This window comes from Veillonellales bacterium (assembly GCA_039680175.1).
Lineage (GTDB): Bacteria > Bacillota > Negativicutes > JAAYSF01 > JAAYSF01 > JBDKTO01.
In genome coordinates, this window is the sequence record JBDKTO010000005.1 from 1 (window position 1) to 22,828 (window position 22,828).

36 protein-coding genes are annotated in these 22,828 nt (G+C 48.3%); 35 read left to right on the top strand and 1 reads right to left on the bottom strand.

Annotated elements, in window-relative coordinates; genetic code table 11:
- From ABFC84_00660 to ABFC84_00795, 28 genes are all read left to right on the top strand, one after another.
- Positions 1-100 (top strand): uL14 family ribosomal protein (locus ABFC84_00660; GenBank protein MEN6411254.1); only part of this gene is annotated, 100 nt, incomplete at its 5' end.
- Between the two features lie 17 nt (positions 101-117).
- Positions 118-456, top strand: coding sequence for a 50S ribosomal protein L24 (gene rplX, locus ABFC84_00665; protein MEN6411255.1), 339 nt, complete (start codon positions 118-120; stop codon positions 454-456).
- Positions 457-481: 25 nt separating this feature from the next.
- The gene (gene rplE, locus ABFC84_00670; protein ID MEN6411256.1) at positions 482-1,021 is read left to right on the top strand and encodes a 50S ribosomal protein L5; all 540 of its coding nucleotides are present in this window, start codon (positions 482-484) and stop codon (positions 1,019-1,021) included.
- A gap of 13 nt (positions 1,022-1,034) precedes the next feature.
- The gene (locus tag ABFC84_00675; GenBank protein MEN6411257.1) at positions 1,035-1,220 is read left to right on the top strand and encodes a type Z 30S ribosomal protein S14; all 186 of its coding nucleotides are present in this window, start codon (positions 1,035-1,037) and stop codon (positions 1,218-1,220) included.
- 26 nt (positions 1,221-1,246) lie between these two features.
- Positions 1,247-1,645, top strand: coding sequence for a 30S ribosomal protein S8 (gene rpsH, locus ABFC84_00680; GenBank protein MEN6411258.1), 399 nt, complete (start codon positions 1,247-1,249; stop codon positions 1,643-1,645).
- Between the two features lie 30 nt (positions 1,646-1,675).
- The gene (gene rplF, locus ABFC84_00685; protein ID MEN6411259.1) at positions 1,676-2,224 is read left to right on the top strand and encodes a 50S ribosomal protein L6; all 549 of its coding nucleotides are present in this window, start codon (positions 1,676-1,678) and stop codon (positions 2,222-2,224) included.
- Between the two features lie 26 nt (positions 2,225-2,250).
- Entirely contained in the window at positions 2,251-2,619 is a 369-nt protein-coding gene (gene rplR, locus ABFC84_00690) for a 50S ribosomal protein L18 (protein ID MEN6411260.1), read from the top strand.
- Between the two features lie 18 nt (positions 2,620-2,637).
- Positions 2,638-3,138, top strand: a complete 501-nt coding sequence (gene rpsE, locus ABFC84_00695) for a 30S ribosomal protein S5 (GenBank protein ID MEN6411261.1) — start codon at positions 2,638-2,640, stop codon at positions 3,136-3,138.
- 12 nt (positions 3,139-3,150) lie between these two features.
- On the top strand, positions 3,151-3,336 hold the full coding sequence (gene rpmD, locus ABFC84_00700) for a 50S ribosomal protein L30 (GenBank protein MEN6411262.1): 186 nt from the start codon (positions 3,151-3,153) through the stop codon (positions 3,334-3,336).
- A gap of 17 nt (positions 3,337-3,353) precedes the next feature.
- Positions 3,354-3,794 (top strand): 50S ribosomal protein L15, encoded by a 441-nt coding sequence (gene rplO / locus ABFC84_00705; GenBank protein ID MEN6411263.1) that lies wholly within the window; start codon positions 3,354-3,356, stop codon positions 3,792-3,794.
- The gene (secY, locus tag ABFC84_00710) at positions 3,795-5,051 is read left to right on the top strand and encodes a preprotein translocase subunit SecY (protein MEN6411264.1); all 1,257 of its coding nucleotides are present in this window, start codon (positions 3,795-3,797) and stop codon (positions 5,049-5,051) included. It abuts the gene before it with no gap.
- A 16-nt stretch (positions 5,052-5,067) separates the two neighbouring features.
- On the top strand, positions 5,068-5,715 hold the full coding sequence (locus ABFC84_00715) for an adenylate kinase (protein ID MEN6411265.1): 648 nt from the start codon (positions 5,068-5,070) through the stop codon (positions 5,713-5,715).
- A gap of 2 nt (positions 5,716-5,717) precedes the next feature.
- Positions 5,718-6,464, top strand: a complete 747-nt coding sequence (gene map / locus ABFC84_00720; GenBank protein MEN6411266.1) for a type I methionyl aminopeptidase — start codon at positions 5,718-5,720, stop codon at positions 6,462-6,464.
- Between the two features lie 11 nt (positions 6,465-6,475).
- A complete protein-coding gene (locus tag ABFC84_00725) occupies positions 6,476-6,754 on the top strand; it encodes a KOW domain-containing RNA-binding protein (GenBank protein MEN6411267.1) in 279 nt (92 codons plus the stop codon).
- 33 nt (positions 6,755-6,787) lie between these two features.
- Positions 6,788-7,006: a translation initiation factor IF-1 gene (infA, locus tag ABFC84_00730; GenBank protein MEN6411268.1), complete on the top strand. Its 219-nt coding sequence runs from the start codon at positions 6,788-6,790 to the stop codon at positions 7,004-7,006.
- Between the two features lie 44 nt (positions 7,007-7,050).
- Positions 7,051-7,164, top strand: a complete 114-nt coding sequence (gene rpmJ, locus ABFC84_00735) for a 50S ribosomal protein L36 (GenBank protein ID MEN6411269.1) — start codon at positions 7,051-7,053, stop codon at positions 7,162-7,164.
- Positions 7,165-7,178: 14 nt separating this feature from the next.
- Positions 7,179-7,553, top strand: coding sequence for a 30S ribosomal protein S13 (gene rpsM / locus ABFC84_00740; protein ID MEN6411270.1), 375 nt, complete (start codon positions 7,179-7,181; stop codon positions 7,551-7,553).
- A 17-nt stretch (positions 7,554-7,570) separates the two neighbouring features.
- On the top strand, positions 7,571-7,963 hold the full coding sequence (gene rpsK, locus ABFC84_00745; protein MEN6411271.1) for a 30S ribosomal protein S11: 393 nt from the start codon (positions 7,571-7,573) through the stop codon (positions 7,961-7,963).
- Between the two features lie 25 nt (positions 7,964-7,988).
- Positions 7,989-8,615, top strand: a complete 627-nt coding sequence (rpsD, locus tag ABFC84_00750) for a 30S ribosomal protein S4 (GenBank protein MEN6411272.1) — start codon at positions 7,989-7,991, stop codon at positions 8,613-8,615.
- A gap of 61 nt (positions 8,616-8,676) precedes the next feature.
- A complete protein-coding gene (locus ABFC84_00755; protein MEN6411273.1) occupies positions 8,677-9,636 on the top strand; it encodes a DNA-directed RNA polymerase subunit alpha in 960 nt (319 codons plus the stop codon).
- 17 nt (positions 9,637-9,653) lie between these two features.
- Entirely contained in the window at positions 9,654-9,992 is a 339-nt protein-coding gene (gene rplQ / locus ABFC84_00760; protein ID MEN6411274.1) for a 50S ribosomal protein L17, read from the top strand.
- Between the two features lie 58 nt (positions 9,993-10,050).
- Positions 10,051-10,884, top strand: a complete 834-nt coding sequence (locus ABFC84_00765; protein ID MEN6411275.1) for an energy-coupling factor transporter ATPase — start codon at positions 10,051-10,053, stop codon at positions 10,882-10,884.
- Positions 10,875-11,741 (top strand): energy-coupling factor transporter ATPase, encoded by an 867-nt coding sequence (locus ABFC84_00770; GenBank protein MEN6411276.1) that lies wholly within the window; start codon positions 10,875-10,877, stop codon positions 11,739-11,741. Before ABFC84_00765 ends, ABFC84_00770 begins: the two co-directional genes overlap by 10 nt.
- A complete protein-coding gene (locus tag ABFC84_00775; GenBank protein ID MEN6411277.1) occupies positions 11,735-12,538 on the top strand; it encodes an energy-coupling factor transporter transmembrane component T in 804 nt (267 codons plus the stop codon). The genes ABFC84_00770 and ABFC84_00775 overlap by 7 nt, the downstream gene beginning before the upstream one ends.
- Positions 12,469-13,278: a tRNA pseudouridine(38-40) synthase TruA gene (gene truA, locus ABFC84_00780; protein MEN6411278.1), complete on the top strand. Its 810-nt coding sequence runs from the start codon at positions 12,469-12,471 to the stop codon at positions 13,276-13,278. Before ABFC84_00775 ends, truA begins: the two co-directional genes overlap by 70 nt.
- Before the next feature lie 133 nt (positions 13,279-13,411).
- The gene (gene rplM, locus ABFC84_00785; protein MEN6411279.1) at positions 13,412-13,849 is read left to right on the top strand and encodes a 50S ribosomal protein L13; all 438 of its coding nucleotides are present in this window, start codon (positions 13,412-13,414) and stop codon (positions 13,847-13,849) included.
- Positions 13,850-13,871: 22 nt separating this feature from the next.
- Entirely contained in the window at positions 13,872-14,264 is a 393-nt protein-coding gene (gene rpsI, locus ABFC84_00790; GenBank protein ID MEN6411280.1) for a 30S ribosomal protein S9, read from the top strand.
- Positions 14,265-14,417: 153 nt separating this feature from the next.
- On the top strand, positions 14,418-15,071 hold the full coding sequence (locus ABFC84_00795; protein MEN6411281.1) for a hypothetical protein: 654 nt from the start codon (positions 14,418-14,420) through the stop codon (positions 15,069-15,071).
- A gap of 104 nt (positions 15,072-15,175) precedes the next feature.
- Here ABFC84_00795 and ABFC84_00800 read toward each other — a convergent pair whose 3' ends face one another.
- Positions 15,176-15,946, bottom strand: a complete 771-nt coding sequence (locus ABFC84_00800; protein MEN6411282.1) for a transglycosylase domain-containing protein — start codon at positions 15,944-15,946, stop codon at positions 15,176-15,178.
- A 186-nt stretch (positions 15,947-16,132) separates the two neighbouring features.
- On the opposite strand from ABFC84_00800, the gene ABFC84_00805 reads away from it, so the two are divergent.
- From ABFC84_00805 to argB, 7 genes are all read left to right on the top strand, one after another.
- Positions 16,133-16,849, top strand: a complete 717-nt coding sequence (locus tag ABFC84_00805) for an N-acetylmuramoyl-L-alanine amidase (protein ID MEN6411283.1) — start codon at positions 16,133-16,135, stop codon at positions 16,847-16,849.
- A 115-nt stretch (positions 16,850-16,964) separates the two neighbouring features.
- Complete coding sequence (amrB, locus tag ABFC84_00810; GenBank protein ID MEN6411284.1) at positions 16,965-17,822, top strand: AmmeMemoRadiSam system protein B; 858 nt, start codon at positions 16,965-16,967, stop codon at positions 17,820-17,822.
- A complete protein-coding gene (gene amrA, locus ABFC84_00815) occupies positions 17,812-18,327 on the top strand; it encodes an AmmeMemoRadiSam system protein A (protein MEN6411285.1) in 516 nt (171 codons plus the stop codon). Before amrB ends, amrA begins: the two co-directional genes overlap by 11 nt.
- A gap of 15 nt (positions 18,328-18,342) precedes the next feature.
- On the top strand, positions 18,343-19,335 hold the full coding sequence (amrS, locus tag ABFC84_00820) for an AmmeMemoRadiSam system radical SAM enzyme (GenBank protein ID MEN6411286.1): 993 nt from the start codon (positions 18,343-18,345) through the stop codon (positions 19,333-19,335).
- An 89-nt stretch (positions 19,336-19,424) separates the two neighbouring features.
- The gene (gene argC / locus ABFC84_00825; protein ID MEN6411287.1) at positions 19,425-20,459 is read left to right on the top strand and encodes an N-acetyl-gamma-glutamyl-phosphate reductase; all 1,035 of its coding nucleotides are present in this window, start codon (positions 19,425-19,427) and stop codon (positions 20,457-20,459) included.
- A gap of 246 nt (positions 20,460-20,705) precedes the next feature.
- On the top strand, positions 20,706-21,914 hold the full coding sequence (argJ, locus tag ABFC84_00830; GenBank protein ID MEN6411288.1) for a bifunctional glutamate N-acetyltransferase/amino-acid acetyltransferase ArgJ: 1,209 nt from the start codon (positions 20,706-20,708) through the stop codon (positions 21,912-21,914).
- A gap of 12 nt (positions 21,915-21,926) precedes the next feature.
- Entirely contained in the window at positions 21,927-22,817 is an 891-nt protein-coding gene (gene argB, locus ABFC84_00835) for an acetylglutamate kinase (GenBank protein MEN6411289.1), read from the top strand.
- Positions 22,818-22,828: the final 11 nt, after the last annotated feature.

Consider the following 22,828-nt stretch of genomic DNA (forward strand, 5'->3'; position numbering starts at 1 on the left):
TAAAAGCCCCAGAGGGACCCGTATATTTGGGCCGGTAGCGAGAGAACTGCGTGAAAAAGACTTTATGAAGATTGTCTCGCTGGCGCCGGAAGTAATCTAAGCTAGGAGGTGTCCGGAATGTCAGAAAGCAATAAACTGCATGTTAAAAAAGGCGATACCGTAGTTGTTTTGTCCGGTAAGGACAAAGGCAAAAAAGGTAAAGTCATTGAAGCTCTGCCGAAAAAAGGTAAAGTCGTTGTTGAAGGTGTGAATAAAGTAAAACGTCACACTAAGGCGAGTCAAAAGCTGCCCCAAGGCGGTATCCTTACGAAAGAAGCAGCGCTGAATTCGGCAAAAGTGATGCTCGTTTGCCCGGAATGTAAAGAACCAACCCGTATTAAAAAATCGTCTCTGGCCAGTGGCACTTGGGCCCGTGTTTGTAAAAAATGCGGCGAAATTATTGATAAAGAAAAATAATCACGCGGAAAGGAGGTAACTCAACATGGCCAGATTAAAAGAAAAGTATACAAACGAAGTGGCTCAATCTTTAATGACGAAGTTCGGCTATCAAAATGTCATGGAGATTCCTAAAGTTGAAAAAGTTGTCCTTAACATGGGGGTCGGCGAAGCGGTTGGCAACCCGAAAGTGTTGGATGCGGCAGTAGGTGATATGACTCAGATTGCCGGACAAAGACCGATAGTAACCCGGGCTAAAAAATCAATTGCAGCATTTAAAATTCGTGAAGGAATGCCGATTGGGGCCAAAGTTACCCTTCGCGGCGAGCGGATGTATCAATTTTTGGATAAATTGTTCAACGTTGCGCTGCCGCGTGTGCGTGACTTTCGCGGCGTGAGTCCCCGGTCCTTTGACGGTCGCGGTAACTACACCATGGGCGTGAAAGAACAGCTTATATTCCCTGAAATTGAATATGATAAAATCGATAAAATTCGCGGAATGGATATCATCATTGTGACGACTGCTAAAACAGACGAAGAAGCGCGTGAGCTTTTAAAACTGATGGGTATGCCATTCAGCGCATAAAGGAGGGACACTTGTGGCCAAGAAGGCATTAATTGAAAAATGGAAGAACGGGTCAAAATTTAAAGTGCGCCATTACAATAGATGTAAAATTTGCGGACGTCCTCACGGATATCTGCGCAAGTTTGAAATGTGCCGTATTTGCTTTAGAGAACTGAGCTACAAAGGTGCCATTCCAGGGGTAACCAAAGCCAGCTGGTAGGAGTAACAGGAAGGAGGTATGTTCAAATGGTAATGACCGATCCAATTGCTGATATGCTTACACGTGTTCGCAATGCGAATTCCGTTTATCATGATAAAGTAGAAATACCGGCATCGAAAATTAAACAAGCGGTAGCACAGATTCTGAAAGATGAAGGCTTTATCAAAGATTTTGAAATGATCAAGGATGATAAGCAGGGCATGTTGCGGGTAAGTTTAAAATACGGTCCTAATCGGGAAAAAGTAATCACTGGAATTAAGCGCATTTCCAAACCGGGGCTTCGCGTATACGCCAAGAAAGACCAGATACCCCGCGTTCTGGGTGGCCTTGGTATTGCCATCATTTCAACTTCGCAGGGGATCATGACCGATAAACAAGCGCGTCAGGGCGGCCTTGGCGGCGAAGTAATCGCCTATGTTTGGTAAGTAGATTTTTTCTAGCTGGGAGGTGCACATATGTCGAGAATTGGTAAGATGCCAATTGCTGTTCCCGCGGGAGTGACCGTTGCGGTAGATGGCAATGTGGTATCGGTGAAAGGCCCAAAAGGCGAGCTGAGCCATACAGTTCCCCAGGATATGATTATTACTGTGGGAGAGAACGTCATCTCGGTTCAACGGCCTTCGGACGAAAAAAAGCATAGATCGCTGCACGGCCTGACTCGTACTTTGATTGCCAATATGGTTATTGGAGTAACGGAAGGCTTTAAGAAAACACTGGAGATTGCCGGTGTTGGATACAGAGCAGCAAAAGCAGGCAACAAATTGGCCTTGACCCTTGGTTTTTCTCACCCGTTGGAGATTGAGCCACCGCAAGGATTATCCATTGATGTTCCTGCTCCCAATAAAATTGTAATTTCCGGGATCAGCAAAGAAGCAGTCGGCGAGCTGGCTGCTAAAATTCGCGGCTATAGAGAACCTGAACCTTATAAAGGGAAAGGAATCAAATACGAAGGCGAAGTGGTCCGCCGCAAAGTCGGTAAAGCCGGCGGTAAAGGTAAGAAGTAGGATTTTAAGCGAAAGGAGTGAACACCTTGCTTCGTAAAGAAAATAAAAATGGTAATCGGCAGAGGCGTCATGCCAGAGTACGGAAAAACGTGATTGGTACGGCAGAGAAACCTCGTTTTAACGTATTTCGCAGTTTGAATCATATTTATGCGCAGATCATCAATGATGAAACCGGAACTACGCTGGCAGCGGCCAGCACAATGGATAAAGAATTAAGCGCAAGCTTGAAATACGGTGGCAATATCGAGGCAGCTAAAGCAGTAGGCGCCGCAGTTGCAAAACGCGCTTTAGCAAAAGGCGTAAACCAAGTGGTGTTTGACCGTGGAGGCTACATCTATCATGGTAGAGTAGCTGCATTGGCTCAGGCGGCACGTGAAGCAGGGCTGGAATTTTAGGAAAAAGGAGGTTAATCAATGGCCAGAATTGACTACACAACGCTTGAACTTAAAGAAAAGGTTGTGTTCATAAACAGAGTTGCCAAGGTTGTAAAAGGCGGTCGCCGCTTTTCATTCAGCGCACTGGTGGTTGTCGGTGATGAAAACGGACATGTCGGTGCCGGACTGGGAAAAGCCGGTGAAGTGCCGGAAGCAATTAGAAAAGGTATCGAAGATGCCAAGAAAAAGCTCATTAAAGTTCCGTTGGTTGGTACGACGATTCCTCACGAAATTTTAGGCATATTTGGCGCAGGCAGAGTTCTGCTGAAACCTGCTTCCGAAGGTACCGGTGTTATCGCCGGCGGGCCGGTTCGTGCCGTATTGGAACTTGCCGGCATTCATGACATTTTAACCAAGTCCCTGGGATCCTCCAACGCCAGCAACATGGTACATGCTACCATTAGCGGTTTGGAACAGCTGAAACGGGCAGAGAAAGTGGCGGAACTCCGTGGCAAAACGGTTCAGGAACTTTTGGGCTAAGGAGGAAAAAGAATGGCAAAAGTCAAAATTACTCTTACCAGAAGTCTGATTGGCAGGCCGGGGGATCAACGCGCTACCGTTAAGGCTCTGGGATTAGGTAAAGTAAACAGCTTTGTTGTGCAAGATGACAATCCGGCGATCAAAGGGATGATTCGCAAAGTTGAGCATCTTGTTACGGTAGAAGAAGTACAAGACTAGTTCAAGGAGGTGCTACAATGAAATTACACGAATTAGCTCCGGCGCCCGGTTCTAAAAAAGTGCGAACCCGTATAGGAAGGGGCCTTGGTTCCGGTCTTGGCAAAACAGCGGGTAAAGGGCATAAAGGGCAAAATGCACGTTCCGGTGGTGGAACTCGTCCCGGATTTGAAGGAGGTCAGATGCCGATTTATCGCCGGCTTCCCAAACGCGGCTTTTATAACAGATTCAGTAAAGAATATGCAGAAGTCAATGTTTCTGAGCTTAACCGCTTTGAAGATGGCGCGGTAGTAAATCCGGTCGCTTTAATTGAAGCCGGCGTACTGAAAAATGTTCATGACGGCGTTCGTATTTTGGGAAATGGCGAGATCACCAAACCGCTTACCGTAGTTGCCAATGGCTTTACTAAGTCAGCGGCGGAAAAAATTGCGGCTGCCGGCGGAAAAGTCGAGGTGATCTAGGTGCTTTCAGCCCTATCCAATATACTCAAGATTACTGAGCTCAGACAAAAAGTCGTGTTTACGCTGGCAATGTTTCTGGTATTCCGGGCCGGTACCCATGTTCCGGTTCCAGGCGTAGATGCTTCTGTGATTGAGCAACTGTTTACAAGCGGTAACTTGTTTGGTTTGCTTGATTTATTTTCAGGTGGCGCATTAAGCAAGTTTTCAGTGTTTGCCATGAGTATTACGCCTTATATCAATGCATCCATTATTATGCAACTCTTAACGGTCGTGGTGCCGAAGTTTGAGCAGTGGGCCAAAGAAGGCGAAGAAGGGCGAAAGAAGATTACTCAGATCACTCGTTACGGTACAGTGTTACTGGGGTTTATTCAGGCGCTTGGTATGGCTTTTGGTTTGAAAATGGCCGTCATTAACCCCGGAATCGGCTCGATATTGTTGATCGCTTTGACACTGACTGCCGGGACTACACTTTTGATGTGGATAGGCGAACAGATTACTGAAAAGGGTATCGGTAACGGAATCTCGTTAATCATCTTTGCCGGTATTGTTTCTCGGCTGCCTGATGGAATTGGGGTTATCTATAAATATCTGACAGCAGGCACCATTAGTTATTTTAATGTGTTGTTCTTTGCAATTATTGCGGTGGCAATGATCGTATTTGTAATTGCCATTACACAAGGCCAACGCAGAATTCCGGTTCAATATGCCAAACGGGTAGTTGGACGTAAAATGTATGGTGGACATTCCACACATATTCCGCTGAAAGTCAATCAGGCGGGTGTTATTCCGATAATCTTTGCGTCATCCGTGCTCATGTTTCCGGTAACCATTGCCCAGTTTATCGATGTTCCCTGGGTAAAAACGGTGGCAGATTGGTTTGCGTGGGGAACGCCGCTGCAGACAACTCTGTACGCGCTGCTTATTATCTTCTTCACGTATTTCTATACTGCGGTTACCTTAAACATATCGGATATGGCAGAGAACATGAAAAAATACGGTGGTTTTATTCCAGGACTGCGCCCGGGTAAACCGACCGCTGATTATTTGGACCGCGTTATGACCAGAATTACTCTTGCCGGTTCCATCTTCCTGGCATTAATCGCTATACTGCCAAACTTTGTAGTATGGGCAACCAGCATTCAAGGGGTATATTTTGGCGGTACCGCCCTCTTAATTGTGGTAGGCGTGGCGCTTGACACTATGAAGCAAATAGAAGCACTCATTTTAATGAGACACTATCAGGGCTTTATGAAGTAGGGAGGTAGAGCTGGTAATGTATATCCTATTGATGGGACCGCCTGGCGCCGGCAAAGGTACCCAGGCGGCTGAACTGGTAAAACAGTTTACGATTCCCCATATTTCTACCGGGGATATGTTTCGGGCGGCTGTGAAAGCAGGAACGGACCTTGGCAAACAGGCAAAAGCGTGCATGGATGCCGGACAATTGGTACCGGATAACGTTACTGTCGGTATCGTAAAAGAACGGCTGGCAGAGCCGGATTGTAAAACAGGCTTTATTCTGGACGGATTTCCCCGTACCCTTGAGCAGGCCAATGCCTTAAGCCTTACCCTTCAGGAGTTGGGAATCGTTCTTGACCGGGTTGTGAATATTGATGTTCCGGCGGAAGAATTGATTAGCCGGATTACCGGCCGCCGCATCTGTAAAGGCTGTGGGGCGACGTATCACGTTACTTTTCACCCCACCAAGACAGCAGGCAAATGCGATCATTGCAGCGGGGAAATTTATCAGCGGGATGATGATCGGGAAGAAACGGTTAAAAAGCGGCTGGAAGTGTATGCCGCACAAACCAAGCCGCTGATCCGCTATTATCAGGATAAAGGGCTGTATACGGAAATTGACGGTCGTCAAGGTATCGAGAAGGTTCTTAACGCTATTGTTGCCAGCTTGAGAGGCGCGTAGCAATGATCATCCTAAAATCGGATCGGGAACTCAATTATATGCGTGATGCCGGGAAAATCGTAGCGGAAACGCTGCAGGAGGTAAAAAAAGCAGTAAAGCCGGACGTCACAACGCTGGAACTGGATCGGATCGCCGAACAATATATTAAACACCGCGGCGCAATTCCTACCTTCAAGGGATATCATGGATATCCCGGTAACATTTGCGCATCGGTAAATGAAGAAGTTGTGCATGGCATTCCAGGGTTAAGAAAGTTAAAAACTGGAGATAATGTTAGTATTGATATTGGAGCGCTAATTAATGGCTATAATGGCGATGGTGCGATTACCGTCGGTGTCGGCGAATTAGATACCGAAGTACAGCAGCTTTTGGCGGTGACGGAAGCTTCCTTGTACAAAGGAATTGAAAAAGCCATTGAAGGTAACCGGCTGTACGACATCTCTCATGCAGTTCAATCTCATGCCGAGCAATATGGCTATGGGGTTGTGCGGGATTACGTCGGCCATGGTATCGGCCAGAAAATGCATGAAGATCCGCAGATCCCCAATTATGGAACTCCTGGCCATGGTCCGCGATTGAAATCTGGTATGACATTAGCAATAGAGCCGATGATTAATCTGGGTACACATGAAGTAGAGACTCTTGACAATGATTGGACGGTAGTGACCTGTGACGGCAGGCGGTCGGCTCACTTTGAGCACACTGTCGCTGTTACGGAGGGGAAACCGGAGATTCTGACCAAATTGTAGGAGGAAGGCCTGTGTCAGCTCAGCAGATTGCAGTCGGTCAACTGGTGATCAGTACAGCCGGCCGCGATACAGGTCAGGTATATGTGGTCATTGGGTATGGCAGGGGGCAGATTTTGCTATTGGCTGATGGGAAAAAACGCCAGTTGGCCAAACCCAAACAGAAAAATGTCCGGCATATCAATGTTTTAGAAGCTATTGCGGGAAATGTAGCGGATAAACTGAAGACCGGCGCTTGCGTCACGAATGAAGAAATCCGTCGCAGTATCCACATTGTTGTATCAATGAAATAATAATTCAAAAGCGGACGAGGAGGGAGAGATCTCGTGTCCAAACAAGATGTAATAGAGGTTGAAGGTACGGTTGTCGAAGCATTGCCTAACGCCATGTTTCAGGTGAAACTGGAAAATGATCATATTGTGCTGGCTCATGTATCCGGTAAAATCAGAATGAATTTCATCCGCATTTTACCAGGTGATAAGGTCACCTTAGAACTAACGCCTTATGATTTGAATCGCGGCCGTATTACTTACCGTTTTAAATAGTTACACTGCGGTGAAACCGCGTCACAAAAAGGAGGGCAAAACAAATGAAAGTGAGACCATCGGTCAAGCCCATTTGTGAAAAATGCAAGATCATTAAGCGTAAAGGCCATGTAATGGTGATTTGCGAAAATCCCAAGCATAAACAAAAACAAGGGTAGGGGGTGGACAATAGATGGCACGTATTGCCGGTGTAGATTTGCCACGTGACAAACGAATTGAGATTGCATTAACCTATATCTTTGGGATCGGACTTACTCTGTCCAAAGAAATATTGGCTGCTACTGGTATTAATCCTGATACGCGGACCCGTGATCTGACGGAAGAAGAAGTTTCCAAACTGCGTGAGACGATTGATAAGAATTACAAAGTAGAAGGAGACTTGCGTCGGGAAGAGTCCCTGAACATTAAGCGCTTGATTGAAATTGGTTCCTATCGCGGTAGAAGACATCGTATAGGCTTGCCGGTGCGCGGGCAAAAGACAAAAACAAATGCCCGCACCCGTAAAGGTCCTAAAAAAACAGTTGGCGCTAGAAAGAAAAAAGTATAAAGAAGGAGGGATAAAGATTGGTTGCGAAAAGAGTCGTTAGAACGAAAAGAAAAGAACGTAAAAATATTGAGCATGGTGTAGCCCATATCCGTTCCACATTCAATAACACCATCGTTACAATTACCGATACAAAAGGCAATGCCCTTTCCTGGGCAAGTGCCGGCGGACTTGGCTTTAGGGGTTCTCGTAAAAGCACGCCTTTTGCCGCGCAAATGGCAGCTGAAACCGCAGCAAAAGCGGCTATGGAACACGGCTTGAAGCAAATTGAGGTTTTTGTTAAAGGACCGGGATCAGGCCGTGAAGCAGCGATTCGATCGCTGCAGGCAGCTGGTCTGGAAGTAAATCTGATTAAGGATTGCACGCCAATTCCCCATAATGGCTGCCGTCCGCCTAAGCGGAGAAGAGTATAAGGAATTCGGGAGGTGTGAAACAAGAATGGCAAGATATACAGGACCTGTTTGCCGGCAATGCCGCCGGGAAGGTGTAAAACTATATCTCAAAGGTGACAAATGCTACAGTGATAAATGCGCATTTTCGAAACGGGGATACGGACCAGGCCAGCATGGCCAAGGCCGTAAAAAAGTTTCCGAATATGGGATTCAGTTAAGAGAAAAACAAAAGGCGCGCCGCGTTTATGGTATTTTGGAACGTCAATTTCGGAACTATTTTGCCAAAGCGGAGCATCAAAAAGGCATCACCGGTGAAAATTTACTGATTATGCTGGAAAGAAGGCTGGACAATGTAGTGTATCGTCTTGGCTTCGCTTTCAGCCGCAGTCAGGCCAGACAGCTGGTTCGCCACGGACATTTTACCGTTAACGGCCGCCGGGTGAATATTCCGTCCTATCTGGTAAAAGCCGACGATGTTGTTCAGATTCATGAAAGCAGCAAAGAATCGCCGCTGATTAAAGAAATCGCGGAAGGCCTCAGTCAAAAAACGGTTGCATCGTGGCTTGAAATGTCCGCCCAGGATATGAGCGGTAAAGTGGTACGCTATCCCACCCGGGAGGAAATCGATATTCCGATTCAAGAACATCTGATTGTTGAATTGTACTCCAGATAACACACCCGCGATCGTGGGTATAGCGTAACTGAGCAGTGCGCAAAGAGGAGGATTTTTCCAGATGATCGAAATCGAAAAACCGAAGATCGAAATAGTGGAAATAAGTGAAGACAGCCGCTATGGCAAGTTTGTTTGCGAGCCGCTGGAAAGAGGTTACGGTACTACGCTGGGCAACAGCCTGCGTCGAATACTATTATCCTCTTTGCCTGGGGCTGCGGTTACCTCGGTTCAGATTGAGGGCGTACTTCACGAATTTTCCACAATCCCCGGTGTTCGGGAAGACGTTACCGACATTATTTTGAATTTGAAACAACTGTATTTAAAGTCGTACAGTGACGAACCGGTAGTATTGCGGGTGGAAATGAGCGGCGCAGGCGAAGTTACGGCCGGAGACATCCTTGCCAATCCTGACGTTGAGATTTTAAACCCCGAACTGCATTTGGCCACCGTTGATGACAGCGGCACACTGAAAATGGAAATTTCCGTTGAACGCGGCCGCGGTTATGTTCCGTCTGATAAAAACAAAAAACCCGATCAGGTTATCGGAGTCATACCCATTGATTCCATCTTTTCACCTATCCAGAGAGTTAACTATCAAATAACGGATACGCGTGTCGGTAACGTTACAGATTACGACAAATTAACACTGGAAATGTGGACGGATGGCAGCATTCGGCCGGAAGAGGCGATCAGCAAGGCTGCCGGTATTATGATAGCGCATTTGAAGCTGTTTCAGAACATGGCCGGAACCCCGCCGGAAGAGGAAGGGGCGGGAGGAACATTTACCGAAGTGCCGGAGGAGCCCGGATCCAAGACGATGGAAATGACGATTGAGGATTTGGACCTGTCGGTACGTTCTTATAATTGTTTAAAACGGGCCGGAATTAACACGGTAGCGGAACTAGTGCAGAAAAGTGAAGAAGATATGATGAAAGTGCGTAACCTGGGTCGTAAATCATTAGAAGAAGTGAAGAAAAAGCTAATAGAACTAGGGTTATCACTGACCGAATTTGAGGAGTAAAAAGAGGAGGGAAGAGTATGGCCTACAGAAAGTTAGGACGTGACACCAGTGCGCGCAAAGCGCTGTTTCGCAGCATCTTGACTTCCTTCTTTGCATGCGAGCGAATTGAAACAACGGAAGCGAAGGCGAAGGAAATCAGCGGCTTGGCTGAAAAAATGATTACCCTGGCCAAGCGCGGTGATTTGCATGCCCGCCGTCAAGTTTTATCACAGCTCATGGACGAAGAAGTTACAACGAAGCTATTTGATACAATTGCACCGAAATATGTTGATCGTCAGGGCGGCTACACCCGGGTTTTAAAATTAGGGCCGCGTCGCGGTGATGCTGCGCCGATGGCAATACTGGAATTGGTGTAAAATGGAGAAGACGACCACTCGGTCGTCTTTCTTGCTATTGTAGGATAGGGGAAAGACTATGGGAGAACTGATTCGTATTGAGAATATGAGCCATGCTTACACCGGAACCGGCGAGGGTGAAGTCAAGGCTCTGGATAATGTATCCTTATCGGTCAATCAAGGCGAATTTGTGGCGATTATCGGCGCCAACGGATCGGGGAAATCTACTTTGGCAAAGCATCTGAATGCTCTGCTGCTGCCTTCGGCAGGCGACTGCGTCATTGCCGGCATGAACACCAAAGACGCCGAACAATTATGGCAGATTCGCCAGACAGTGGGTATGGTATTTCAAAATCCGGACAACCAGATCGTAGCCACAATCGTGGAAGAAGATATAGCATTTGGACCGGAGAATTTAGCGGTTCCTTCAGCCGAGATTGTCGAACGGGTCAATACAGCTTTAGACCTTGTCGGAATGACGGATTACCGGCTGCATGCTCCGCATTTGTTGTCCGGCGGGCAGAAGCAGCGGGTAGCCATTGCCGGCGTTCTGGCCATGCAGTCACAATGCCTTGTTTTGGACGAACCGACCGCCATGCTGGATCCCCGAGGCCGGCAGGAGGTATTGGCGACCGTAAGCCGTCTGAATCGGGAAGCTGCCATTACGGTCGTTTATATTACTCATTTCATGGAAGAGGCGGTTGCTGCCGACAGAGTCATTGTCATGGAAAAGGGTAAAATCGCTTTTTCCGGCAGCCCGGCGGCAGTGTTCAGTCAGGTGAACCGGTTAAAGAGTTTGGGGTTGGAGGCACCGGTGGCAGCGGAAGTGGCTCAGCGTCTGCGCCAGGCGGGAGTGGTTCTGCCGGAGACGATTATTACCGATGAAGAATTGGCGGTGGCATTATGTCCATAACTTTACAGCATGTCACTTATACTTATATGCCGGGTACTCCTTATGAACAAACCGCATTGCAGGATATTAATCTTGAAATAGCAAGCGGCGAGTTTGTGGGAATCATCGGTCATACCGGGTCGGGAAAATCAACCCTGATACAGCATTTAAACGGCCTTTTAAAACCGTCCCGGGGATCGGTTGCGGTTGACGGCATTGATCTCCAGCAAAAGGGATCGTCCGCCAAGCGTGCCAGACGAAAGGTCGGAATGGTGTTTCAATATCCTGAGCATCAGTTATTTGAAGAAACGATTTATGACGATATAGCCTTTGGACCCCGCAATCTGGGAGCCGACGACGAAGCGGTGGAAGGACGGGTGCAGCGGGCTATGGAATTTGTCGGCCTGGATTATGATTCTTTTGCCAAGCGGTCGCCCTTTAATCTAAGCGGCGGCCAGATGCGGCGGGTAGCTATTGCCGGCGTGATTGCCCTGGAGCCGGAATATCTGGTATTGGATGAGCCGTCTGCCGGTTTGGATCCAAAAGGCCGGGGTGAAATATTCGGTCAGATACTGGAATTATATCAAAATACAGGAATGACGGTAGTACTGGTGACCCATAATATGGAAGATATCGCCCGCATGGCCAATCGGCTTATCGTCATGAATCAGGGGAGAATTTGTCTGGACGGGCTGCCTCAGGATATTTTTCGCCATTCACAGCAGGCTTTACGGGAAGCAGGAGTGGATGTTCCCCGGGTTACCGCTTTGCTGGAGATGTTAAACAGCAGAGGAATGAAGGTGGATGACGCGGCCACGACCGTGGAGGAAGCGGCCGCGTCCATCCTGCAGGCCATAGGGGGGAGAAAATCATGCTGACCGATATCATGCTGGGACAGTATTTCCCCGGCGATTCCCTGATTCACCGGCTGGATCCCCGTACAAAAATACTATTCACACTTTCTTTTATCAGCAGCATCTTTTTGGCGGAAAGCTCTTTTTCTTATCTGTCCCTTACCGCCTTTATTGTCATCCTGGTGCTGATTTCCCGTATTCCCCTGGGGATGGTGCTTAAATCCCTGAAGCCGTTATGGATGATTGTAGCCCTGACCCTAGCCATTCATCTGGTTACGACACCGGGAACCGTTCTTTATTCCTGGGGGCCGGTAGCGGTAACCCAGGAAGGAGTTCGTCAGGGACTGTTAATGTCTGCCAGACTGGTTTTTCTGATTATCGTTTCCTCCCTGCTGACCTTTACAACTTCTCCCATCGCCCTGACCGACGGGATTGAGCAATTGTTGACTCCATTTAAAAAATTTGGTCTGCCGGCTCACGAATTGGCTATGATGATGACAATTGCCCTGCGGTTTATTCCCACACTGCTGGAAGAAACCGATCGAATTATTAAAGCGCAGACTGCCAGAGGCGCTGATTTTACTTCCGGCAGTATTATCCGGCGGGCGAAAAACATGGTCCCGATTCTTGTACCGCTGTTCATCAGCGCTTTCCGGCGAGCGGATGAGCTGGCGACTGCTATGGAGGCTCGTTGCTACCGGGGGGGAGAAGGCCGGACCCGGATGAAGGAAATGATGTTTGACCGGGCGGATTGGCTGGCTTTCGCCGTGACCATCGCTTTTATCGGATTATTGCTGGCATTACGGCTGACAGGCAGGTAGGCGGAATGAGAAATATTAAACTGGTCGTCGCTTACGACGGTACAGATTATCATGGCTTTCAACGTCAGAAAAATGCTGTTACCGTGCAGGAAGTTTTGGAAGAACAATTGAGTAAGATTTTTGGCCATGGGATAAAACTTAACGCTGCCGGACGAACCGATACCGGAGTGCACGCTTTTGGTCAGGTGGTCAATTTTATGACTGACGGCAGAATTCCGGCGGATAAAATTCCCCTGGCGGCTAAAGGTGTGCTGCCGGCCGATATCGTAGTACGATCGGCTGAGATTGCCGGTGAAGGATTTCATGCCCGAAAGTCTGCTGTAAGCAAAATTTATTGCTATCAGATTTATCAGGAACCGGTTTGCAGCCCTTTTTTTCGCAATTATGCTTGGCAGATCAATCAACCGCTGGATATAGGGGCTATGCACCAGGCTGCTCAAATTCTTCTGGGAACTCATGATTTTTCCGCTTTCCGGGCCGCCGGTGGGGAAACCATCAATCCGGTCAGAACGATTCTCATGGCCTGCTGCAAGCAAACGGGCAGCCGAATCAGTTTTTCTTTGCAAGGAACCGGTTTTCTTTATCACATGGTTCGCAATATAGTGGGCACACTCATTGATGTCGGGTTAAAACGCATGACTGTGAATGATTTTACCGCAGTATTAGCGGGGCGGGATCGGAAAGCCGCCGGCATTACGGCACCGCCTCAGGGGCTGTATTTAAAGGAAGTATTTTATTAAAGTCCTTGACATTAACCTGTCCATTTATTACAATGTTCTTATGAGATTTTTGCCATGATTTCCACTAGCCCCGGATCTCAGGGATTTAAAAATCGCTTGTTTTCGTAATGCTTGTGACAAGGAGGGATATCGAATGAAAACTTTTATGGCAAACGCTGCCACTGTAGAACGTAAATGGTATGTTGTAGATGCAGATGGTAAAACATTAGGCAGATTGGCTGTCGAAGTTGCTAAAGTACTTCGCGGCAAAAATAAACCGACTTTTACTCCCCATGTTGATACCGGTGATCATGTCATCGTCATCAATGCTGAGAAAGTTCAGCTGACTGGTAAAAAATTGCTTCAAAAAACGTATTTTCGTCATTCCGGCTATCCGGGTGGAACTACCTTTACTACGGCCGGCAAAATGATGGCGGAAAGACCGGAAAGAGTCATCGAATTAGCGGTGAAAGGCATGCTGCCGAAAAACAGCCTAGGCCGTCAAATGTACCGCAAGCTGAATGTATATCGCGGTGCTGTCCATCCGCATGCTGCGCAGCAGCCGGAAGTATTGGAACTGGATATCAGATAATACCGGAAAGGAGGAACATAATATGGCATTAGTGAACTACTACGGCACAGGCCGCAGAAAAACTTCGGTTGCCAGAGTTCGTCTGGTTCCGGGAGAAGGCAATATTATCATTAACGGTCGTCCGCTGGTTGAATATTTCGGTTTAAAAACCCTTGAACTGGTTGTAAAGCAACCGCTGAATCTGACTGAGACTGTTGGTAAGTACGATGTGCTTGCCAAAGTGGAGGGCGGCGGTCCTTCCGGACAGGCCGGCGCAGTTCGGCACGGCATTTCCCGTGCGCTGCTTCGCGTTGACGGCGAATATCGTCCCGCTTTGAAAAAAGCCGGATTATTGACTCGTGATCCCCGGGAAAAAGAGCGCCGCAAATACGGCCTCAAAAAAGCCCGCAAAGCTTCTCAGTTTTCCAAACGTTAATTTTATTGTTATCAGGGCCCAGGAGATTTTTCCTGGGCTTTTGCTTTCAACTGCAAAAATAATCCTGCTTATAAGCAGGATTATTTTACTGAAAAGTATAATAAAAAGGAATATAATAATAGGCAGAGGTAAAAAACAGATGGAGGAATGATGATGAAGAGACTAGCAGTTTTTCTTTTGTTTTTGATGATGATTTGTACCAGCGGAGTCGCTTTCGCCGGGTTGGATGATACCCGGGCTTCGATGGAAAGCCAGTACGGTGATTACCGCATGGTGATTGATACGGATAATCAGATGTGGACAAAAAGCGAGTGGGATCAAAAAGGGCAGTTCCGGGAAAAAGCCGCCGCTTATACCTATTCTTTCAGCCGCCAGAAACTGGGCTTTGAGCTGGAAGCATCGTATAATGGCAAAACACCTCAGTCAACTGTAATTGCTCAGCGCTTTACACCTAATATGTCGATTACGGTAAAAGAATTTAAAAATTATTTTCCCGAAATTTACAGCTTAATTGCATCACCGCACGCTCAGGCCTTCGCCAGCAGCAGACAAGTAACCCGTCAGTTCCAGGAACTGCAGTCGCCGGTGACGATGGGGATTCTGGTAAAGGAAGCGCCGGCAACGCAGAAAGGCTATTATACTTTGCTGGCATTTAACATCCAGGATGAAGGCCGCTTGATCAAAGACCCAAAATTTATTGATGCCAATACATATATAAGGGAATTTACGATTGAGCGGGTCTTTCAAAAGACGGCAGTCGATTCTTTGGAATCCGGCGAATGGCAGCCGATAAAGAATTATTTTTAATAAAGCGAAGCAACAGGATTGCTGCATAATGAGCGCAGCAATCCTGTTGCTTTATAGACGGCAGTTTCCAGCCATGGGGCGGAACGGCGCACCGGCGTCTTTTTCTACCGTGCCAATCGAATCGGAACCAGTTTGGCCTCTGCGGCTGATTCGGGTCCAATATAACCATTGCGGACCATAGCGGCTAACACGACTGCCTGCCGTTGTTTGGCAGCGTTAAAATCCACATAGGGCGAAATGAGAGAGGGAGCGTTGGGCAGTCCCGCCAGCATGGCCGATTCCGCTAAATTCAATTTGTTTGGCGTTTTGCCAAAGTAAGTTTTAGCTGCGTCGCCGATGCCGTAGGTTCCTGAGCCGAAGTAAACAGTATTTAGATACATTTCAAGAATTTCTTCTTTTGAATACCGCAGCTCCAGATCAACGGCCAGGATGACTTCCTCGACTTTTCGTTCCAGGGAACGGTCCTGGGTGAGAAATAAGTTTCTGGCTAATTGCTGGGTGATGGTGCTGCCGCCTTCGGCAATACTTCCCACCTGCATATTGACCAAGGTGGCCCGGAGAATCCCTTCGATATCAAAACCAAAGTGACGGTAAAACCGGCTGTCTTCTACAGCGATGATAGACTGCTGCATGGGTAGGGGAATGTCTTGTATTTTGACCATTTTTTGATTTCCCAGCTTAGCATTCACGGCGCTTTTCAACGCGATAATGCGATAGATCCGGTCATAGGCGCCGCTCAGACTGCCGGATACAATTTCAGTTTTCACAACGGCAGAAGCGGGAAAGGTTTTATGAATAAATAAATTGCCGCCGGACCACCAAAAGGCGGTGCAAAATATAAGCAGCAGCAAAAACCAAAATTTACGGCTGAACATAAAGTCCTCCTTTGGACAGTAGTATAACAACTTACCACTATATTCTACCTTACTTGTCTTTTTTTTTCTATAGCTTCCTAGCACGCAGCTTTAAGGCGATTTCCCTTCAATTCAACAGCAAAAGTTGGGTATAGATGGATAAAATTCGGCATAAAGTGATATTAAATCCAGGTGGGGGGAATTGTGATGCGGATTTTATCACTGAGCCGGCGGAATCTGCAGAAAGTCGCGCTGCTCAGCGTTGCGGTTGTTGCACTGAATTTATTGGCGCTGCGGTATCTGGTACTTGACGACGTTGACGATGTCGATTTAACCTTGCTATCAGGCCATGTCGTTGCCTTGGATCCCGGACATGGGGGAATTGACAGCGGTGCCAGAGCGAATGGCTTTAGGGAAAAAGACATCACCATGGCGATTGCGGAAAAGCTTACAGTCATATTACAGGAAAATGGCGCTCAAGTATTTTTAACTCGTGACAGTGATGTGGATTATTATACTCCGGGCAAAGGGGGCAAGCGCAATGATCTGATGAAGCGGGTGGAAATAATCGAAGCATCCGGTGCCCAGGTGTATGTCAGTATTCATTGTAATGCCATCCAAGCCCGACGGTTATCCGGGGCTCAGGTATTTTACAGTCCTAAACTGGAAGAAAATAAAATGCTGGCGGAAGGAGTACAGCGGGCGCTAAAAAAATTTCCTCCCGGGAATAAACGTCAGGCGAAGCAGGATTTGCACATTTTAGTGTTGAATGCAATGAATAGACCAGGCATCCTGGTAGAAGCCGGGTATCTGACGAATCAAACAGAAGCCGGCTTGCTGGCTGACAGCGGTTATCAGCAAAAACTGGCAGAGCAGATTGCTAAAGGGCTGGCGTATCATTTCAGCCAAAATGCGGGAAGATAGCTTTAGAGCGAATTTGTCTGCTAAGGACAAAAGATCCCCGGCCGTAGAGGACGGGGATTTTATAGGCTGTTAACGCGATAAAGGATGCTTTTTTGGTTCTAAAAGGAGTGATATTGTGACGAAATTAGTTGATTGTGCGCTAATGCCCCATCCGCCCATCATGATTCCGGAAATAGGCGGCAGCGAGCTGAAAAAAATTCAGGCGACTGTTACGGCGGCTGAGCGGGTGGCGCAAATCATCAAAGAGGATAACCCGCAAACAGTTGTGATCATCACCCCCCATGGCCCGGCTTTTAAGGATGCCGCCAGTATTAGCGTCCATCCCCGGCTGAAGGGGAATCTGAGTGCTTTTGGCGTGCCTGATGTGTCGGTGGGATTTGAAACCGATGGTTTGCTGATTCGGCATATTTTGAAACAGACCAAGCGGCTGGGAGTTAATTTGGTGGAACTGACCGATGATCTGGCCAAGAGTTACCGGTTCCGGCTGGAACTGGATCACGGTGCCGTCATACCACTCTATTATTTACATAAAGCAGGCTTTAAGGGACAACTTGTTCACTTGTCCATCGGCAGGCTGCCTTATGAAGAAATGTATACCTTTGGCAAAGCGGTCCAGGCGGCGATTGGAGCCTTGGACAAGCGAGTCGCTGTCATCGCCTCAGGGGATTTATCACACCGCCTGACAGTGGATGCACCGGCAGGCTACAGCCCCCGGGGGAAAGAATTCGACAGTCAGGTGTTAAGTGCCGTAAAGGATTTGGATGTAAAAACGCTGTTTCATATAGAGCCCGCTTTGGTAGAGGCGGCCGGAGAATGCGGCCTTCGTCCCATTTTCTTTTTGCTGGGCGTTGTTGGCGGCTTAGCAACTCAGACGGAAATTTTATCTTATGAAGGACCTTTTGGCGTAGGGTATGCTGTGGCACTGGTTCGTTTGCAGTCGGCTGAAAAGGGAGACGATGGCAATGCCCGCTGAAAGTGCACCGGTTGTCCTGGCAAGGGAAAGTCTGACTTATTATTTGACAAACAACCGGCCGATGCTTCTGCCGGCAAAGCTGGCACCTGAATTAAGCGGACAGGCCGGGGTATTTGTCTCATTGAAGAAAAATGGCCGGCTGCGAGGCTGTATCGGCACTTTTCAGCCGACAACCGCTGCTATCGGCGCCGAAATTATCCAAAATGCCATTAGCGCCGGGACGGAAGATCCCCGGTTTCCGGCGGTAAAGCTGGCAGAACTAGCTGACATCACGATATCAGTGGATGTTTTGGCAGCCCCCGAGGCGGTTGACAGTCCGGCACAGCTTGATCCGCAAAAATACGGAATTATTGTCCGGCGGGGCAGCCGTCGGGGACTTCTCCTGCCGATGCTGGCGGGAGTCGATACGGTGGCGGAACAGATTGCCATTGCCCGGGAAAAAGCCGGCATTTCACCAGGGGAAGAAATCGAATTATACCGGTTTACCGTTACCCGATATACTTGACGGCAGGTGATTTGAATGCGGGAAGCTATGTATTATCAGCCACAGGCAGCAGGCGTAGCGGCCTGTGGGCTATGTCCGAAAGGCTGTATGATTGGTGAAGGCGGAGCGGGATTTTGCCGGGTTCGCAAAAATACCGGCGGCAAATTGTTTACGGAAAACTATGGACAGGTATCCTCTTATGCGTTAGATCCAATCGAAAAAAAACCGCTGTATCATTTCTATCCCGGCAGCTATATTCTGTCTCTCGGTACCTGGGGTTGTAATTTTTCCTGCCGGTTTTGCCAGAACTGGCAGATTTCCCAGACCAGTCCCCACACGCTGGAGCTTTTGCCGGAAGCTGCGGTCCGGCTGGCCAGGGAGCAGGGTGAGAAGAATATCGGCTTGGCCTTTACCTATTCCGAACCAACGGTCTGGTATGAATATATTTTGGATACTGCCCAGGCTTGTCGCCGGCAGGGATTAAAAACCGTATTGGTAACCAACGGATATATCAATCCGGAACCCCTTGACAAGCTTTTGCCTTATATCGACGCTATGAATATTGACGTAAAAGCGTTTAACCCGGAATTTTACCGGCAAATCTGCGCCGGCAGTTTAGCCGACGTGAAGCAAACGGTAGAAAGAGCGGCGGGCCGCTGTCATGTGGAGATTACTACGCTGCTGATTCCGGGACTGAATGATGGGGCGGGGGAACTGAAGAAACTGGCACAATGGCTGTCGGGAATTGATCCGGCTATTCCTTTGCATTTTTCCCGCTATTTTCCCAATTATCGGCTGGATGTACCGCCGACACCCCTGGATACGATGGAGCAGGCCAGGGAGGTTGCCGGCCGTTTTTTGTCTTATGTATATCTTGGCAATGTGGGCTTGCAGGCGGGAAATACGTATTGTCCGGACTGCGGCTGTTTGGTTATTGACCGTACCCGGCGCCAGAGCTTGCTGACCGGAGACAAAAAATGCCCCCAATGCGGCAGCTTGTCGGCAATTACCGGCGAGATCCGCTATTGATCCTAATAAATAAAGCGATTATAAAATATTTCTTGCATTAATATTCAATCATAATGTATAATTATTAAAGCAAAGGAGGTTGGTTATTCATGAAGGTTAGTATTATCGGGGCAACCGGTTATACCGGAGAAGAATTACTTCGGCTGTTAAGCCGTCATCCGGCAGTCGAAATTACCCATATTACATCCGAAAGTCATACAGGAACACCTATCAGTGATATATATCCTCATCTTACCCGCTTCCAGGGGAAAAAGCTGGAAAGCTTGCAGCAGCTTGACAGCATCGCTGCCGACAGCGATGCTGTATTTATCGGTCTGCCTCACGGCCATGCTATGGCAGTCGGCAAGCAGCTGGCAGGTACGGGGGTTAAAATTATCGATCTGGGGGCGGATTACCGGTTCCGTGATCCGGCAGTATATGAACAGTGGTATAAAGTCCCCCATACTCATCCTGAGGCGCAGGCAGTGTACGGGCTGACCGAATTATATCGTGAACAGATCAAGCGGGCTGCCATCGTTGGCAACCCCGGCTGCTTTACAACCGCCAGTATTCTGGCCTTGGCGCCCTTGGTCAAAAACGGTTTGATTGCGTTAAACAGTATTATCGTGGATGCCAAATCCGGCGTGTCGGGTGCCGGCCGGGGACTCAGTCTCAACAACCACTTCACCGAGGCTTTTGAAAATGTAAAGGCTTATAACATTGGCGGTCATCGCCACACGCCGGAAATAGAGCAGGCGCTGGCAGAACTGTCCGGCAGTGAAGTAGTGATTAGCTTTACGCCTCATCTTATCCCCATGGCCAGAGGTATACTCAGCACCTGCTATGGGACGCTGAAGCCGGGGGTAGCACCGGAAGCCGTGGATGAAGCCTATACGGCATTTTATGAAGATGAATTTTTTATTCGCCTGCTGGGACGGGGCGGCTATCCGTCTACGAAATTTACCCGGGGCTCAAACTTCTGCGATATTGGCTGGCATGTTGACAGCCGCACTAACCGGGTGATTGCTCTGTCTGCTATTGATAATCTGGTCAAAGGCGCTGCCGGTCAGGCAGTACAAAATTTTAACGTATTATTTGGTTTGGACGAGAAAAGCGGCTTGGAACAGGCCCCGCTGTATCCGTGAGAATAGCAGTTGGCTATGGGCACTTGGCACTTAGCGAAGTAATAGAAGATAAAGGAAGTCAGCCTCTATGCCCTTAGCCAAGTCCCCAGTTCCAACTCCCAAGTCCCAAGTGCCATGAGCTATGAGCCATGAGCTATGCGCCATGAGCCAAGTCCCCCGTCCCAAGTTCCAAGTCCCAAGTCCCATGCGCCAATAGCCATACGCCAAAAACTATCAAACTAGAGTCTATATATTGGAGGTCATTATATGCTTAAACAAATACAGGGCGGTATTACCGAACCTAAAGGATTCAAGGCTGCCGGCGTCAAGGCCGGCATTAAAAAAAGCGGCAAGGAAGACTTAGCGATTATCTACAGTATCGTTCCGGCGGCGACAGCGGCAGTGTTTACTCAGAACGTAATGGCGGCTGCTCCCGTAATCGTATCCCGGAAGACGGTGGAAAATGGAACAGCATCCGCGATTGTGGTTAACTCAGGCTGCGCCAATGCCTGTACGGGAGAACAGGGCTTAGCAGATGCCAAGGCGATGGCCCATATTACGGCCTCCGAGCTGGGTATACAGGATGATGAAGTGCTGGTGGCATCCACCGGTATTATTGGAGTAACGATGCCGATGGACAAAATTTCCGCCGGAATTAAGAAAGCGGTAGCCGAACTGTCGGCAGACAACCACGAAAGTGCCAGACAGGCGATCCTGACTACCGATACTTTTCCCAAATCGGTAGTATGTGAGTTTCAATTAGGTGAGTATACCACCCGTATTGCCGGTATTGCCAAGGGGTCAGGGATGATTCAGCCCAATATGGCCACGATGCTGTCCTTTATTACCACCGATATTACCATTGCACCTGCTTTGCTGAAAAAAGCTTTGACGAAAGCGGTCGCTATTTCGTTTAATATGATTACCGTTGACGGGGATACAAGCACGAATGATATGGTAAGTGTCATGGCCAATGGAATGGCCGGCAATCCGGTTATTGACGACGAAAATAGTCCGGTATATCACAATTTCTATTTAGCGCTGGAGGCAGTCTGCATTTGTCTGGCTAAACAAGTTGCCCGGGACGGCGAAGGCGCCACCAAGTTTTTAGAAGTACAAGTAAAAGGCGCCAATGATTTTGCCGATGCCAAGAAAACAGCGATGGCCGTCGCCAGATCGCCGCTTGTCAAAACCGCATTCTTTGGTCAGGATCCTAACTGGGGCCGTATTTTGTGCGCTGTCGGTTATTCGGAAGCCGCTGTGGTGCCGGAAAAAACAGGGTTGACCATTGGCGGCATTCAGATTGTAGCAGGCGGTTTAGCGACCCAGTATGACGAAAAAGCGCTGCGGGCAGTGATGGCCGCCCATGACATCAGCATGACGGTTGATTTGGGCCTGGGCAGGGCGGAAGCCACCGTATGGACCTGCGATTTTTCCTACGAGTACGTAAAAATTAATGGGGAATACCATACCTGATCAGGGAGGAAGATGGTAATGACAAAAGCTTTGGAAAAAGCGGCGGTACTGATTGAAGCCTTGCCCTATCTGAGGAGATTTGCCGGCAAGACAATCATCGTCAAGTATGGCGGCAACGCCATGATCAACACCGAACTTAAGCACAGCGTCATTCAGGATATTATCCTGATGAAAACCGTGGGGATGCGGCCGGTGGTGGTTCATGGCGGCGGACCGGAAATTACCGGGATGCTGAAAAAAATGGGCAAGCAGTCGGAATTTGTCAGCGGCCTGCGGGTAACTGACGCGGAAACCGTGGCCATAGCGGAAATGGTGCTGGTGGGGAAAATCAATACGGAAATCGTCAGCCTGCTGAATCATCATGGTGCCAGAGCAGTAGGACTGAGCGGTAAGGATGCCGATCTGATTATTGCGAAGAAACATTTGGCCCAAGTCCATGAAAATGGACAAATCCGGCACGTGGATATCGGTTTTGTCGGTGAAGTGGAACAAATCAACACCGCTATAGTAAATACACTGCTCGATACCGGTTATATACCAGTGATTGCTCCTATCGGCATAGGCCGGGAAAACGAAAGCTATAATATTAACGCTGATTACGTAGCCGGTGAAATAGCCGGAGCCCTGGGGGCCGAAAAACTGATGCTGCTCACCGATGTGGAAGGAATTTACCGTGACTATCATGATAAAAGCAGCTTTATTTCCACCCTGAGTTTGACGGAGGCCAAGACTATGATTCAGCAGGGCAGCATTGACGGCGGGATGATTCCCAAAGTGGAATCTTGTATCCGGGCTCTGACCGGAGGCGCTGCCAAAACTCATATCATTGACGGCCGGCAGCCCCATTCCCTCTTGTTGGAGGTTTTTACAGCCAAAGGGATTGGGACGGAAGTGATTCAGTAAAAAATTTTTAG